This window comes from Anaerostipes sp. AF04-45 (genome assembly GCF_003461725.1).
Lineage (GTDB): Bacteria > Bacillota > Clostridia > Lachnospirales > Lachnospiraceae > Anaerostipes > Anaerostipes caccae.
In genome coordinates, this window is sequence record NZ_QTXQ01000001.1 from 293,350 (window position 1) to 308,424 (window position 15,075).

The 15,075-nt window shown below is 45.9% G+C and carries 12 protein-coding genes and 1 tRNA gene; 3 read left to right on the forward strand and 10 right to left on the reverse strand.

The window, feature by feature from the left end:
* Positions 1 to 12 precede the first annotated feature (12 nt).
* The 8 genes from pth to DWV34_RS01510 form a co-directional block, all read right to left on the reverse strand.
* Entirely contained in the window at positions 13 to 585 is a 573-nt protein-coding gene (gene pth / locus DWV34_RS01475) for an aminoacyl-tRNA hydrolase (protein ID WP_118475092.1), read from the reverse strand.
* Positions 586 to 650: 65 nt separating this feature from the next.
* Entirely contained in the window at positions 651 to 1,658 is a 1,008-nt protein-coding gene (aroF, locus tag DWV34_RS01480; protein ID WP_118475094.1) for a 3-deoxy-7-phosphoheptulonate synthase, read from the reverse strand.
* Between the two features lie 344 nt (positions 1,659 to 2,002).
* The gene (locus tag DWV34_RS01485) at positions 2,003 to 3,343 is read right to left on the reverse strand and encodes an MATE family efflux transporter (RefSeq protein WP_118475096.1); all 1,341 of its coding nucleotides are present in this window, start codon (positions 3,341 to 3,343) and stop codon (positions 2,003 to 2,005) included.
* Between the two features lie 3 nt (positions 3,344 to 3,346).
* A complete protein-coding gene (locus tag DWV34_RS01490; RefSeq protein ID WP_006567643.1) occupies positions 3,347 to 4,543 on the reverse strand; it encodes a dicarboxylate/amino acid:cation symporter in 1,197 nt (398 codons plus the stop codon).
* A 191-nt stretch (positions 4,544 to 4,734) separates the two neighbouring features.
* A tRNA-Pro gene (locus DWV34_RS01495) sits at positions 4,735 to 4,808 on the reverse strand.
* A gap of 84 nt (positions 4,809 to 4,892) precedes the next feature.
* The gene (locus DWV34_RS01500) at positions 4,893 to 7,112 is read right to left on the reverse strand and encodes a bifunctional diguanylate cyclase/phosphodiesterase (protein ID WP_009289374.1); all 2,220 of its coding nucleotides are present in this window, start codon (positions 7,110 to 7,112) and stop codon (positions 4,893 to 4,895) included.
* Between the two features lie 79 nt (positions 7,113 to 7,191).
* Positions 7,192 to 7,791, reverse strand: a complete 600-nt coding sequence (locus tag DWV34_RS01505) for an HAD family hydrolase (RefSeq protein WP_009289375.1) — start codon at positions 7,789 to 7,791, stop codon at positions 7,192 to 7,194.
* A 20-nt stretch (positions 7,792 to 7,811) separates the two neighbouring features.
* Positions 7,812 to 8,642 (reverse strand): 4Fe-4S binding protein, encoded by an 831-nt coding sequence (locus tag DWV34_RS01510; protein ID WP_009289376.1) that lies wholly within the window; start codon positions 8,640 to 8,642, stop codon positions 7,812 to 7,814.
* Positions 8,643 to 8,959: 317 nt separating this feature from the next.
* Between DWV34_RS01510 and DWV34_RS01515 the strand changes: the two genes are divergently transcribed.
* Complete coding sequence (locus tag DWV34_RS01515; protein WP_009289377.1) at positions 8,960 to 10,657, forward strand: ABC-ATPase domain-containing protein; 1,698 nt, start codon at positions 8,960 to 8,962, stop codon at positions 10,655 to 10,657.
* Between the two features lie 341 nt (positions 10,658 to 10,998).
* The gene (locus DWV34_RS01525) at positions 10,999 to 12,351 is read left to right on the forward strand and encodes an MATE family efflux transporter (RefSeq protein WP_009289378.1); all 1,353 of its coding nucleotides are present in this window, start codon (positions 10,999 to 11,001) and stop codon (positions 12,349 to 12,351) included.
* Positions 12,352 to 12,419: 68 nt separating this feature from the next.
* On the opposite strand, the gene DWV34_RS01530 is transcribed toward DWV34_RS01525, so the two are convergent.
* Together DWV34_RS01530 and DWV34_RS01535 are read right to left on the reverse strand one after the other, a co-directional pair.
* Positions 12,420 to 12,899, reverse strand: a complete 480-nt coding sequence (locus DWV34_RS01530; protein WP_009289379.1) for a hypothetical protein — start codon at positions 12,897 to 12,899, stop codon at positions 12,420 to 12,422.
* Entirely contained in the window at positions 12,896 to 13,105 is a 210-nt protein-coding gene (locus tag DWV34_RS01535; RefSeq protein WP_006567651.1) for a helix-turn-helix transcriptional regulator, read from the reverse strand. The genes DWV34_RS01530 and DWV34_RS01535 overlap by 4 nt, the downstream gene beginning before the upstream one ends.
* A 160-nt stretch (positions 13,106 to 13,265) precedes the next feature.
* On the opposite strand from DWV34_RS01535, the gene DWV34_RS01540 reads away from it, so the two are divergent.
* On the forward strand, positions 13,266 to 15,014 hold the full coding sequence (locus DWV34_RS01540; RefSeq protein ID WP_009289380.1) for an ABC transporter ATP-binding protein: 1,749 nt from the start codon (positions 13,266 to 13,268) through the stop codon (positions 15,012 to 15,014).
* The last annotated feature ends 61 nt before the right edge of the window (positions 15,015 to 15,075 follow it).

Sequence of the window (15,075 nt, forward strand, 5' to 3'; positions counted from 1 at the left end):
TTTCTGCTGCGGTTACTTCCTCGCTTTTTTATTATATTGGTTCATTGCCCCGGATATGTCATCCATCACCATAAGTTTTACCGCATCGTCCACATCCGGAAACACATCATCATAAATTTCTATCTCACCTTTGGAGAAATGGCCCAGCACATAATCTGTCAAATCGTATCCCTTGGGCTTTTCTCCCACGCCTATTTTTATCCGCGGAAAATCCATGCTTCCCAGATGGCTGATAATGCTCTTGATCCCGTTATGGCCTCCGGCGCTTCCCTTTCTCCTGATCCTGAGCTGCCCCACATCCAGAGAAATGTCATCGAATATTACGATAAAGTCTGAAGGCTCCAGCTTGTAAAAGTCCATGACTCCCCGGAGGCTCTCCCCGCTTAAGTTCATAAAGGTCTGCGGCTTTACAAGCAGTACTTTCTGCCCTCCTAAGTATCCGCTTCCGATGAGTGCCTTATGCTTTTTTGAAGAAATTTCTATCTGGTTTTTCCCGGCAATATAATCAATGGCTGCAAAGCCGATATTATGTCTGGTCCGTTCATACTGCCTTCCGGGATTGCCCAGTCCGACGATTACTTTCATTTTGCTGCTCCTTTGTCCTGATTCCTTTTCTTTTCAAATAAGTCTGGAACCAGTATAACAAAAGATTATAAATTTTGAAAGAAGTCTCTTGTTTTCGTCACCTTCTGCATCATATGGTCAAATTCTTCCGGTGTCAGTGACTGCGGTCCGTCGCAGAGCGCTTTCGCCGGATTATTGTGTACCTCTACCATCAGGCCGTCAGCACCCGCTGCGATGGCGGCAAGAGCCATAGGCTCTACCATGAAACGGATGCCTGTGGCGTGAGAAGGATCTACGATGACCGGCAGATGAGATTTCTTCTTAATCATCGGAATAGCCGACAGATCCAGTGTGTTTCTCACCGCAGTCTCGTAAGTTCTGATCCCCCGCTCACACAAAATCACATTCTCGTTTCCCCCTGCCATGATATACTCGGCACTCATAAGCCATTCGTCTATGGTGCAGGCCATCCCTCTCTTTAAAAGAACCGGTTTGTCAATCTTACCAAGTTCTTTCAGCAGTTCAAAGTTCTGCATATTTCTTGTTCCCACCTGGATCAGGTCCACGTCCTCGAACAGTGAAAGGTGGCTGGCATCCATGATCTCTGTCACCACAGGAAGACCCGTGGCTTTTTTAGACTCCAGCAAAAGCTTGAGCCCCTCATCGTGGAGTCCCTGGAAAGCGTAAGGTGACGTCCTCGGCTTAAATGCTCCTCCGCGCAGAAGACCTGCTCCTGCTTCCTTTACCTTCTGTGCCACTTCTGTCATCTGCTCTTTCGTTTCAATAGAGCACGGCCCGGCAATCACCTGAAACTCTCCCCCGCCTATCTTTACTCCTCCAATATCTACAGCCGTGTCATTCGGGTGAAACTTCCTGTTTGCCTTCTTGTATGGTTCCTGAATCCGCTGCACGGTCTCCACAATGTCATTTGCCATCACGTGGTCCACATCGACCTTGGAGGTATCCCCAATCAGCCCTAAAAGCTGTGTATTAATTCCTGCGGATTCATGAATGGCAAAACCCTGGGATACCATCTCCTCCTTTAATGCCTCTATCTGCTGCTTCCTGGCGTCACTCTTTAAAATAATGATCATTGAATTTTTCCTCCTTGAAAATAAAATGGATATTTGCCTTGACTGCTGCAATACGGTAAATAAAAAGGACCTGTATCCCACTACAAGAATACAGGTCCTAAAAATGAACTTTACCGACGATGTTTCTACCGGGTTTCAGGAGATGATTCATTGTAGCGCAAAAAGCCGGGATTAAAATAATAACCCCAGAAATAAAATGAAAAACCATATGTATTTGTCATTTTACCTTTTGCTGACATGAGAATCTCCTGATATTGATGCTTTCGTTCTGAATTAATAACTTTTGTCTATCAAACCAATAGCTTATATCTATTAATTTACACGATTGTCTCATCCTTGTCAAGTTAAATCGTCCTGTACTGCCACTTACCTCTTATGTACCGGATAAAGAAAAGCACGGCCCGTACAGCCCAGTCCAGTGTCATTGCCACCCAGACTCCAAACACTCCCCATCCGAGCCATTTGCCGAGGACAAAGCTGAAAAAGATCCGGAAGATCCACATGGAAATAATCGCGGTGACCATCGTGTACTTTACATCATTGGACGCCCTGAGAGTATTGGGCAAAGTGAAGGAAACCGGCCAGACTGTCACACAGCACAGCGTGTGGTACAGCAGGATCTTCCTCGTAATGGCCGCGGTCTCCGGCGACAGATGATATGCCCGGATGATCACGGGAAGCATGGCAACAATGAACAGGTTAAACACAATCAGGGAAGCGTATGCGATCTTTAACAGTTTTTTTGTATAATACCGGGCCGCCTCATAATCGCTGGCACCTACACATCTGGATACAACCGTCAGCACTGCAAGCCCTACGGCCATTCCCGGGATGATCTCAAACATAGCCACCATGTTGCTAACCGCATTGGCCGTGATAGATGCGGTCCCAAACCCGGCCACCAGACTTAAAACAAGGATCTTTCCAAGCTGAAACATACTGTTTTCCACTCCGTTGGGGACGCCGATCTTCAAAATTCTGCTGACCAAAAAGCCTTTGAATTTGAAATGAAAATTTCTGCTGATATGGACTGCCTGATTCCTGTTTTTCAAAAGCACAAGAATCACTGCCGCAGCGATTACCCGGGATACCAGCGTAGGAATTGCCGCTCCTTCCACGCCCATTCCCACACCGTAGATCAGGGCAGCGTTGCCTATGATATTAATGGCATTCATAAAGAGTGACATCTGCATGGCTGTCTTTGAGTTCCCCATAGTCCTGAACAAGGCCGCACATCCGTTGTAAACTGCCAGAAACGGAATCGACGCTGTCACGATCAGAAGATAAACTTCCGCACTGTGCATAACGGCCGGCTCAATAGCCCCAAAAACTCCGTGAAGGATAAAGCCTCTCATAGCATAAATACCCGCCATGATCACCAAAGCCAGAGCTGAGATAAATAAGATCAGCTGATCTGCGGTCTTGCAGGCCATCACATGCTTTTTCTGTCCCAGATACTGGCCTGCCACCACGGCTCCCCCGGTGGCCAGTGCCGAAAACATGTTGATGAGAAGAATCATGATGCTGTCCACCAGAGATACCCCTGAGACCGCCGCCTCTCCCACACTGGAGATCATAATGGAATCGGCAAGACCCACGGTCACCGTCAGAAGCTGTTCGATGATCAGCGGAATGATTAGTTTTTTCAAATCCTTGTTGGTAAAAAGTACCTCTCTTTTTTCCATCCCCTATTTCTTTTCTCCGTTTTTTCTGTCGATGCTGTCGACCATATAAGCGATTGCCTGATCTCCCGTTATATTGCAGGCCGTCCCAAAGCTGTCCTGGGAAAAGTGAAGAGAAATGATCAGCTGGCTCATCGGATCTGTAAAATGAAGCATAGATTTGATGAGGCCCAGAGCCGCCATGACTCCGCCTCCGGGAACTCCCGGAGCTGCCACCATAGTAATACCCAGCATAAAAATGAACGGCAGGAACATGGACAATGTCGGTGTCAGTCCGTTGGCGAGCATTATGCCCATGGAACCGATCACCAGACAGATCGTATCTCCGGAGAGATGGATCGTTGCACATAACGGGATGACAAAGTCTGCAATATCTTCTGAAACACCGCTGTCCTTACTGCTTTCAAGGTTTACCGGGATCGTGGATGCAGAAGACTGTGTACCCAGTGCCGTAAAATACGCCGGCGCGATGCCTTTTAAATTCTTAAACTTATTCTCCTTCGTAAACAGTGTGGATATCAAAAACTGAAATGCAATGTAAAGCCACTGAAAGATCAGGATCATCACATACAGTTTAACAAACATCTTTATGGTCGGAAGCAGCTTCCCTTCGGCTGCTATTTTACTGAACAGCCCTGCCACGTAAAATGGGATCATTGGTATGATGATCTTGTTTAATGTCTTGGTGATGATCTCCTGAAGATCTTTTAAACAGAGCAGCAGCGTATCATTTTTACTGTTTGCGATTCCAAGTCCCAAAAGGAATGCCAGGATCAGAGCCGTCATAACTCCGAACACCGGGTCAGCCTGGATCGCAAAAATGGCTTCAAAAGATCTGGTCTGAATCTCACTGCCAGTGATCCGGTGAATCAGTGAAGGAAGAAGTGCCTTTCCCACAAAAAAAGCACTGATCCCTGCGATCACCGTAGATGCGTATGCGAGCAGAAGAGTTACCCCAAACAGCTTGTTGGCCTTCTTACCCAGGTCGGCCAGTCCTACGGCCACAAAAGAAAGGATCAGCAGCGGAATAATAAAATTTAAAAATGTACTGAATAATGTAGTAAAAGTAACAAAAAGACGGATTACGCCTTTAAAGATAAACGTATCCCCGACGCCAAATATATCTCCGGCAGAGCCGATCAGCATACCCGCTGTGATTCCGATCAGCAGCCGGGTCAGCAGGCCTAATTTTTTCTTCTTCATATAAAATAATTCTCCCTATTTTTCTTTGTTCTGAACGGCAGAAAACAGTCTGCCCCACAAAATACTATTATACGACGTGAAAAAAAAGATAACAAGGGGCACCAGGATTTTCAAAAAACAAAGTGGGAAAGGCTCAGAACTTTTCTTTGAAAATGAAAAAGCACCAGACCTTCGTCTGATGCTTTCAGCAGTCGGGGCAACAGGATTTGAACCTGCGACCTCGTAGTCCCGAACCACGCGCTCTACCAAGCTGAGCCATGCCCCGCTTTTGCTATTATATTACGTCTGGCCCCAAAATGGAAGAGGAAATTTCATTTTTTTTTAAAATTATTGTATATTTTTCTGTACTTTATTTTTCCGTATTCAATAATGCCTGAAAATCAGAGCCCGGCATTGGCTTTGCAAAATAATAGCCCTGGATTTCATCGCACTTCATCTTCCTCAAAAACTCATACTGCTCCTCTGTCTCGACTCCCTCTGCCGTGAGACGGATGCCCAGGCCCCTCGACAGATCGATAATGCTTCTTATGATCTTCTCTCCTTTGCTGTCCCCGATATCGTCCACAAAGCTTTTATCAAGCTTCAGCACATCAATCGGCATGGAGCCAAGCATTGTCATGGAAGAGTAGCCCGTTCCAAAGTCATCCATAAGCACAGAAAAACCAATACTGTGAAGTTCATCTATAATATTTCTCAGCAGCACCTCATCCTCTGACATGACACTTTCCGTAATCTCCAGCGGGACCAGCTTCGGAGAGATCTCATACTCTCTGAGGATATCCTGATATTTGTTAATAAACGAACTATAAAAAATATTATACCGGGACAGATTGACCGATACCGGCACGGCCCTTCGTCCCTGGTCGATCCACTCCCTCTGCTGCCGGCAGACTTCCCGGAACATAAATTCATCCAGTCCCACAATCAGTCCATTTTCCTCAAACACAGGAATAAAATCCGTCGGCGGAATAATCCTGCCGTCCCCGGTGTTCCACCGCACCAGTGCCTCCGCTCCTGCCAGTTCTTTTGTCTCTGTATCATACTTGGGCTGGAAATAAGCACAGAATTCATGATGGGCAAGAGCAGTCTCCATCCTGTCTTCCATCTCTTTGTTGTGAATGATCCTGCTTTTCAGTTCTTCATTATAGAAAGCGTAGTAGCTGTGGATCTGATTTTTTACCGTAGCCTGAGCAATAAGCGCCATATCTGACATGGAATCCACGGACATGCTCCGGTCAGACACAAGATAAATACCGATGCTCGGCTTTATTTTGTAGTTCATATTCTTTATCTTCCGGATCTGGCTGCAGAACTTATCCAGTCTCTTGAGCAGTTCTCCTTCGGAGTGATAATGCATGAGTGCCACAAACCGGTCTGCTTCCCTGTGTGCAGCCAGCTCACCTTCGCAGAGCATATCGCCCCATAATTTCCATATGAGACGTATGATCTCATCTCCCATTTTAAATCCGAACAGGTCGTTGACTAGCTTAAACCGGTCAATATCCATGCAAAGAAGCGCCATTTTTGCCGTATCCTTTTCAAGTGCGTTCTCTGCTTTCAGACAGAAGGCCTTATAATTATCTCCACCTGTTATGACATCCGTGTAGGCGATTTCCATGAGTCTTGTCTGTTTCTTCTTTTCAGATCTGACAATATAAATCAAAAGAAGAAGGAAGACCGCAACAACGATTCCTGACTGCACATAGTTCAGCTTCATGATGTTCATAGTTTTTGTGTTGGCAACTTCCATAGGCACAACTGTCAGGAGATACCAGTCATTAATCCCGGTGGGGGTATAATACATATATTTTTTTTCTTTGTTTATAAACTCAATATAACCTTCTTTTTGCTTTTTTAATGCGTACTTTAACTTATGAGAAGCTTGTATATTTTGGTCTGAAGCGGACTGAAGGGCTTTGAAAATATTGGTCATTCTCTGAAAACTATTCTTGTTGTCTGAGTCGACCACTACATCTCCGTCCCTTTTTACAACGTATGTATATCCTTCCCCGTAGTAGGTGGAAATCGACAGAGCTTTCTTAAAGTCATCCGTACGGTAAGCCGCATACAGTACGGCCAGTACTTTCTTGTTCCGGATGATCGGGGTACTGTAAACGTTGATTTTGGGCCTTTGGGGGTCCAGACGGTCGGTCAGCGTCCCGGAAATCGAAGAAATCCCCTTTAATCCTGACTGAAAGTATTCCCTGTCTGAAAGATTGCCTTCTTTGCGGTCACTTGTGTAGACTTTTCCATTGACAAGGATGATGCCCATCCGCTTAAACTGATACTTCTCTGTAACTTTCTGAAAGCTCTCTGCGAGCTTCTTCGGATCTTTCAGCCTCTTTTCACTGATCTCATTGGAGATCCCATCCAAAAGATTAATCTCACTGAGAATCTCTTTTCTCAGAATCTTGACACTCTGGCCTGATACCTCGTGAAGTGAACTTATCACTTCATTTTCCAGATTGCTGTGAAGTACACGGGAATACACATAGAGAGAAGAAAACAAACCCAAAGACAGCACAACTATAAAAAGCAGAATTCTTTTCATCACAGAACTATCTTTCATCTAAGGCTCCTCCTCTCTTATCGCAGATTATTGTTATATGATTATAAATCATATTGTATACCCGGCACAATCCTTATTTTCAGATACCGAGTTCTGCAAGTTTCTCTTTCGTCTGTTCCCTGCTTTCAAATACAATCCCCTTGTATCCATATTTTTCTGCCGCAAGAATATTTTCTTCCAGGTCGTCAATAAAAACCGACTCTTCCGGGCAGATTCCATATTTATCTTCCAAAACCTTAAAAATCTTCCGCTCCGGCTTTACAGACAATGCCTCAAAGGATATGACCTTTCCGTCCGCCTCTGTGATAAATGAAAATGGCTTCTCCCTATTCTCAAAGGCTGTCTTTCCGTAATTGCTCAGAATATACACGGAATAACCCGCCGCTTTCAACTCCCTGATCCAGCTTGATGCATAAGAGTATTCTTCGGTCATCTCATGAATGTGCTCATAGAGCAGGTCAATCTGATCTTTATATTCCGGCGCCAGCGAATAGAATCCTTCTATAATTTCCCGGTCCGGCATGCGGCTCCGGTCAAACTCTACCCAGTACGGCCCTCTCACGGTCGCATCAGCCATACGCTCAAATACTTCTCCTTCAAAACCCAGCCTCAAAAATAATCTCTCCCACCCAAAATCTGCAAGAACATTTCCTATATCAAATATCACATTTTTAATCATCCGTTCCTCCCGTTATGTATTCAGAAAAAAATCTCAGGCTCAGCCCTTGTTGTATACTGTTCTTCCAATTCCGTCTTATGGTACAGATATCCTTCATCCTCATAATATTTTGCATGTTTCGGGCACTTCTTGATACAGGCCCCGCATTTGATGCAGATCCCGTCCACTGTGCCAACATCCTCACGCCGTATAGAACCCATGGGACAGACTTTTGCACAAATCCCACAGCCGTCACACTCCCCGGAGGTTAAGGGCTTTACTTTTCTGATGTCAATGAAATTTCCTTTTCTGTCCCTGGGCTGGTAATATCCCCTGTATGGCTTCCGGGTGCCTTTCACGTATACCGGACAGCTGTAATCTTCTTTTTCAGTCCTCCTCAAACGTTCACAGAGTCCAAATGCAAACTCCCTTATAAGGCTCACATCCCTGTTGTCCGGCCGTCCACTGCCCAGGATTTCCGAAAAAGAATGTTCACCCACGAAGGCTGCCGCTGCCACAGTATGAAACCTGCTCTGCTCTAAAAGATCCCGAAGCTCGATCAGGGCATCGTCATAGTTTCTGTTGCCGTAAACCGTAACCGGCACCGCACAGGCATGACTGCCCTTGAGATGCTCCTGCAGAAAGCCAAGCAGAACATTGGGCACTCTGCCCGCATATACCGGTGTCCCGAAGATCACAAGATCACGCGGTCCAAAAACAAGAAGATCCTTTCTTGCAGCAGGCAGCGTAAAGTCATATTCACAGTACTCTGCACGCAGTGTCCGGGCCGCCTCCCCGGCTAAAACCGTCACAATTTTTTTTGTTGTATCTGTGGCGCTGAAATAAACTGCCCAGACTCTATCAATTTCCATTGGCCAATCCTCCTTTCATCTATTATATCAACTGCACACAGTGTTTGCCATTGAAAGAAAAAAATACTTGGACCAGATTGACTGACTGAAATAATCGTGGGATACTTATGATGACATTTTCCACATGATTTCCGTTCGGCTCTTAGAATGCCTCACTCCAATCATGTAGAAAATGGATGTAATGTCTGCTGGAGCAGGCTACATCGAGACAAAAGGTGCCATCTGCGATAGTTTTTCTTTATTATCGGAAGGCGGCCTGTTAAGAGCCGACTGGAGATAATGGAGAAAAACTCATATTTTGAAAGGTGATAGAACGTATGAAGACTTCAGATGATTTAAGATCGCTGTTAGAGCGCATCGACCATAAAGGCTATCCTGCCTATAAAGACACCAGAGGGAGCTACCGGTTCGGCGGCTATACCCTGCATATTGACCATGTACAGGGAGATCCCTTTGCCTCCCCTTCCAAAGTGAGCATCAGTATTTCCGGCAGAAACGCGGGATTTCCTTCCCGGCTGTTTGATCTGCCCCATAAGCGGATCGCACTGCAGGACTATCTGACCCGCGTTTTCGGAGGGAAACTGGAATCCTATAATTTTAAGGCAAAGGGTTCTGGAAAAAGCGGACTCATTTCCGTCAGCAGATGCGGACAGGAGATTCTGGAACGGACCGCCCTGTCCATCCATCCCGAGTCCGGTGATATCTCTGTCCATTTTGAGATCGGCTTTCCCGCCAGAGGCCGGACCATCGCCGCTTTTGAGCTGATCAAAATCCTGTTTGATTTTCTCCCCGAATGCGTTTTGTCTTCCTTCTATTATAAGAAGCTTAACGCAGGCGCCCTCGAAGATGTGTTAAGCCTTGCCGAAGATCAAAAATATATCCGGGACCAGCTTCCCAAGCTGAATCTATGTGCTTTTGTGGCCGACGGTTCTGTCCTCCCAAGGGAGAGCGGTGTATCCTCCCGTCCGATGAGGCAGGCTGTGGCCTTCCACTCGCCGGACTCCCTGAAAGTTACATTAAATCTTCCTCATCGCGGCCCCCTCTCCGGTATGGGAATCCCAAAAGGCATTACCCTGATCGTAGGCGGGGGATACCATGGGAAATCAACGCTGCTGAAGGCATTGGAATTAGGTGTCTACAACCATATAAGAGGTGACGGCCGCGAATATGTCATCACCGATGACACAGCGGTAAAACTCCGCGCAGAAGACGGACGCAGCATCAAAAATACAGACATATCTCTGTTTATCAACAATCTTCCCAATGGAAAAGATACAGTTTCTTTCTCAACGGAAGATGCCAGCGGCAGCACCTCCCAGGCGGCCAATGTAATTGAAAGTATGGAGGCCGGAACTTCTCTCTTCCTCATTGATGAAGACACCAGCGCTACCAACTTTATGATCCGTGATGAACTGATGCAGAGAGTGGTCCACAGGGATCATGAGCCTATCACACCGTTTATCGAGCGGGTCCGGGGCCTGTATGAAGACCACGGTATTTCTTCCATCATCGTGGCGGGAAGCTCCGGGGCCTATTTCCAGGTTGCCGACCACATTTTACAGATGGACCGTTATATGCCAAAGGAAATTACAGACTTTGCAAAAGAGGAGTCCAAAGCCTTTCCGTTGGTAACACTTCCGAATGAAAAGCCGGACAGCCCTTCTTTTCACCGTGTCGTAAAACCCAGCCGTACATCCCCAAAAAACGGCCGGAATAAAATAAAAACTCTCGGAAAAGATGCCTTCCAGATCAACAAAGAGACCGTGGACCTGCGGTATGCAGAACAGATCTGTGACTCTGAACAGACAACAGCTCTCGCCTATGCTATGCTTTATGCCCAGCTGCATCTGATCGACGGCAAAAGAGACCTGTGCCAAATCGCAGAGGAACTTTTAGCTCTCATCAATGACAAAGGGCTTGCGGCGATCCTTGACAGCGGATATGTAAAATCCAATCTGGCAATGCCGCGAAAACAGGAAATCTATGCAGCATTTAACCGTTACCGAAAGCTTTAGGCATTTTTGTGAAGCTCTTGACACAGAAAGCTGAGACATTTATAGTTATCTTATCAGTGGAAAGAAAGGGTGAGTACAATGATATTCGGAAAATTATGTATTGATGATAGCTCCATACAATTTATTTCTTCAAAACATTGTACGGAGCCTTAAAATATGAACACGCATTTTAAGCGCTGATGAATTCATTGGCATTTCTTTCTATGCTTTCATAAACAAAAATTAAAGGATATTTGGGCAGCGGACAATGTTTTGTCTGCTGCCTTTTGTATTTTTTGACTTTATAAGCAGAGGGCACACCTTGCGGTTCTGTCCTCTGCGTTTTTGAAAGGAACATGAAAATGAAAGAAAAACAAAACCTGACCAGTGGAAATATCACAAAAAATTTAGTTCTGTTTGCTCTCCCTCTCCTGTGGGCTAATCTGCTCCAATCCTTTTACAGCATTGCGGATATGTTTGTCGTGGGAAGGACCGTGGGCCAATCAGGGCTTGCCGCTGTGAGCAATGCCTCAATGATCTGTTTTATCATCAACTCTTTCTGTCTGGGAATCACTATGGGCGGGACTGTTCTGATTGCTCAGCTGAAAGGGGCCGGTGACAGAAAAGGACAGACGGAAACAGTCGGAACGCTTTTTCTTGTTACCTTTATCGCTTCATTTGTTATAACTATATCGGGGCTTATTTTCTGCAGGCCTCTCTTCATCTTATTAAAGGTTCCTGCCGCTGCAATGCAGGATGCATGCGCATACATGAAGATTATCTGCTGTGGAACTATTTTTATATTTGGATATCACGCAGTCTGCTCCGTCATGAAGGGCCTCGGGGATTCTAGGAGTCCGCTTTGTTTTGTCACAGTGGCTGCTGCCGTTAATGTCATACTGGATCTGTTTTTGGTATCTTATCTTAAGATCGGAACGAAAGGTGCGGCTTACGCTACCGTCTTTTCTCAGGGAATTTCATTTGTAACCGCGGTCATTTATCTGAAACGCAGAAACTTTGTCTTTGATTTTAAAATCAGACACTTTGCGGTCAAAGCCGATAAGCTGGCAGTTATTATGAAAATCGGTCTGCCGGCGGCCGGCCAGATGATCATTGTCAATATTTCTTATCTGTTGATCACAGGCATGCTCAACAATTTCGGCACGGCTGCCGCAGCGGCATCCGGTGTCGGGCTGAAAATCAATACTTTTGCAGGCATGCCGTGCTGGGCTGTCGGACAGGCAGTCACAGCCATGGCCGGACAAAACATAGGTGCAGATAACATCAGGCGCGTGAAAAAAACTACCCTGACCGGTCTCCGTCTCAATGTCACGGTGACACTGCTTTCTATCCTGATCGTCCAGATCTTTGCTGAGCCCATCATTATGCTGTTTGACCCTTCGAGCCCGGAGGTCCTGGAAAGCGGGATTTTGTACCTCCGGATGTGCTGCGGAGCAAACAGCCTGGCCTATGCCGTAATGTATACATTTGACTCCTTTGCCATCGGTATAGGTTCCTCCCATATTGCCATGATCAATGCTCTTTTCGATGCTGTCATTGTGCGCCTGCCTTTGAGCTGGCTGTTTGCATTTCCTCTGAGACTGGGATTTCCCGGAATCTGTCTGGGGCAGGCTCTGTCCTCCCTGCTGCCTGCCATTTTCGGTTTTTGCTATTTTAAGAGCAGCAAATGGGAACGAAAAACCTCTGCTGCATAGCAGGGAAAAACAAATAAAAAACATCCGGGACCGCAGCAAATCCGCTGTTCCCGGATGTTTCTTTTGCTTTACATTTTCCTCTCAAATACTTTGTAGGAAATGATATAAGTGATCAGGAAAATCCACATGAGAATTCCTACCACCTTGATCAATATCGGGTACCACAGGCCTCCGATCAGGCATATGCCGTACAGCCCAATGAGCAGTACCGTGGATGCAAACCTGTATGCTTTTCCCCCGATCTCCTTATTTCTCTCATCAGTATTGGAAAGCCGCATTGCTTTCAGCTTTTCCGGATTTTTTAATATGCGCTGAAACCGTATCCACAGGACCAAGGCCGCTGCCATAACTCCGGACCCCACTCCCGCATACGTTGAAATCATATGTTCATTGATGTTAACCTCCCAATAACTGTCCGCTAAAAGTGAAACAGCCAGCGCTGCAGCTCCCGCTATGAACAGTAAAATAAGATATCTCTGTTTTTTCCTGACTGAATTTTTGTATTCCTCATCGTTTCTTGCATTTCCTGCACAAAATAATCCTATCATAAGTTTTCCTCCTCCTGATCAAATATAAAAATATCCTCAATTGTGACTCCAAAAAACTGCGCAATCTTGTGGGCCAGCACAAGCGAGGCTTTGTATCTGCCGTTTTCCAGAGAGATAATGGTCTGCCGGGTCACTCCTACGGATTCGGCCAACTCCATCTGCGTCACCTTTTGATCCTTTCTCAATTCCTGAATTCTTGTTTTCATATGCACACCCTTTTTTGTATAGTTTGCTTTACAATTTTAGTATAGCTCGCTTTACATCTAATGTCAAGTGCATTTTACATTTCTCTGTTTACATGTTTTCTGTCCTGTGTTAGAATCTTTACTATCACTGAAATTAACTATGAGAATGGAGTCTTATATTATGGATACTTATAAAAAATTCATCAAATATTACGGTCCTTACAAGACTGTTTTCTTTTTTGACCTGCTCTGCGCCGCCTTCATCAGCATCGTAGATCTGGCATACCCGCAGATACTCCGAACCCTTACAAATACACTGTTTTTAAAGGAATCTTCCGTGATCCTTAAAAACATCTTTATCATTGGAGGAATTCTGCTGGTCTTTTATATCCTCCAGGCATTATGCAAGTATTATGTAAGCTGTCAGGGGCATATCATGGGCGCCCAGATGGAACGGGATATGCGAAGGGAACTGTTTGAACACTATGAGAATCTCTCATTTTCCTATTACGACCAGAACAACACAGGACAGATGATGAGCCGGTTAGTGTCCGACTTATTTGATATTTCTGAGTTTGCGCACCACGGTCCGGAAAATTTATTTATTTCCGTAGTAAAGATCACCGGATCATTTGTCTTTCTGTTCATCATCCAGTGGAAGCTGGCTCTGATCCTGTCAGCCGTAGTCCTTCTGATGATCCTCTTTTCCGCCCGCCAGAATAAACGGATGCAGGCCACCTTCCTGGATAACCGGAAGAAAATCGGGAATATCAATGCAACCCTTCAGGATTCTCTGGCCGGCATCAGGATCGTACAGTCCTTTGCCAACGAAGATATTGAACGGGAAAAGTTCCATCAGGGAAATGAAGGCTTTCTCACGTCCAAGCGGGATAACTACAAAGCCATGGGAACCTTCCAGGGCGGCAATACCTTCTTTCAGGGTATCATGTATCTGGTGACTCTCGTAGCGGGAGGCTGCTTCATCGCCGCCGGGCAGATGACGCCCGGAGACCTGGCGATGTATGCCCTGTACATCGGTATCTTTATCAGCCCGATCCAGATCCTCGTGGAACTCACGGAAATGATGCAGAAAGGCCTGTCCGGTTTCCGCAGGTTCCTGGATATTATTGAGACAGAACCTGAGATCGTGGATCTGCCGGGTGCAGAACCGATCACCGATCCGGACGGCAGCATTTCTTATCAGGATGTAAGTTTTTCCTACGAAGACAATGAGGTAGTGCTGGACCACGTTTCATTTGAAATTGAAGCAGGAAAATCTGTGGCTTTGGTCGGACCGTCCGGAGGAGGAAAAACCACGATCTGTTCCCTGCTCCCAAGATTTTATGATGTGAGCGGCGGCACCGTTTCAATCGGAGGCCAGGATATTCGCAGGATGACTCTTCAGAGCCTGAGAAATTCCATCGGCATCGTTCAGCAGGACGTTTACCTGTTCGGCGGGACTGTCCGGGATAATATCGCATACGGAAAACCGGAGGCCTCCATGGAAGAGATCATTGAGGCTGCCAAAAAAGCAAACATCCACGATTTTATCACAGAACTTCCCGACGGTTATGACACTTTTGTGGGAGAGCGGGGCACCCGGCTTTCCGGCGGGCAGAAACAGCGGATCTCGATTGCCCGTGTATTTTTAAAGAATCCTCCGATCCTGATTCTCGATGAGGCAACCAGTGCATTGGATAATGAAAGTGAACGCCACATTCAAAAAAGTCTGGAAGAGCTTTCTAAAAACAGGACGACGATCACCATCGCCCACCGTCTATCCACGATCAAACATGCCGATGAGATCCTCGTCATAGATGACCACACCATTCAGGAGCGGGGTTCCCATAAAGAACTGTTAAAACAGGACGGAATCTACGCAAAATATTATAAAATGCAGTTTGAAGGTTTGGAAACCTTTGAAATATAAAACAATGAGGCCGGACGCATCAAAGCGTCCAGCCTCATTTTATATATCCACATGGCAATGA

Coding starts and splice junctions, on each gene's coding strand:
- DWV34_RS01515 (WP_009289377.1), top strand. CDS start 8,960: ATGAAGACTTCAGATGATTTAAGATCGCTGTTAGAGCGCATCGACCAT.
- aroF (WP_118475094.1), bottom strand. CDS start 1,658: ATGATCATTATTTTAAAGAGTGACGCCAGGAAGCAGCAGATAGAGGCA.
- DWV34_RS01485 (WP_118475096.1), bottom strand. CDS start 3,343: ATGGAAAAAAGAGAGGTACTTTTTACCAACAAGGATTTGAAAAAACTA.
- DWV34_RS01500 (WP_009289374.1), bottom strand. CDS start 7,112: ATGAAAGATAGTTCTGTGATGAAAAGAATTCTGCTTTTTATAGTTGTG.
- DWV34_RS01505 (WP_009289375.1), bottom strand. CDS start 7,791: ATGATTAAAAATGTGATATTTGATATAGGAAATGTTCTTGCAGATTTT.
- DWV34_RS01525 (WP_009289378.1), top strand. CDS start 10,999: ATGAAAGAAAAACAAAACCTGACCAGTGGAAATATCACAAAAAATTTA.
- DWV34_RS01490 (WP_006567643.1), bottom strand. CDS start 4,543: ATGAAGAAGAAAAAATTAGGCCTGCTGACCCGGCTGCTGATCGGAATC.
- DWV34_RS01540 (WP_009289380.1), top strand. CDS start 13,266: ATGGATACTTATAAAAAATTCATCAAATATTACGGTCCTTACAAGACT.
- pth (WP_118475092.1), bottom strand. CDS start 585: ATGAAAGTAATCGTCGGACTGGGCAATCCCGGAAGGCAGTATGAACGG.
- DWV34_RS01510 (WP_009289376.1), bottom strand. CDS start 8,642: ATGGAAATTGATAGAGTCTGGGCAGTTTATTTCAGCGCCACAGATACA.
- DWV34_RS01535 (WP_006567651.1), bottom strand. CDS start 13,105: ATGAAAACAAGAATTCAGGAATTGAGAAAGGATCAAAAGGTGACGCAG.
- DWV34_RS01530 (WP_009289379.1), bottom strand. CDS start 12,899: ATGATAGGATTATTTTGTGCAGGAAATGCAAGAAACGATGAGGAATAC.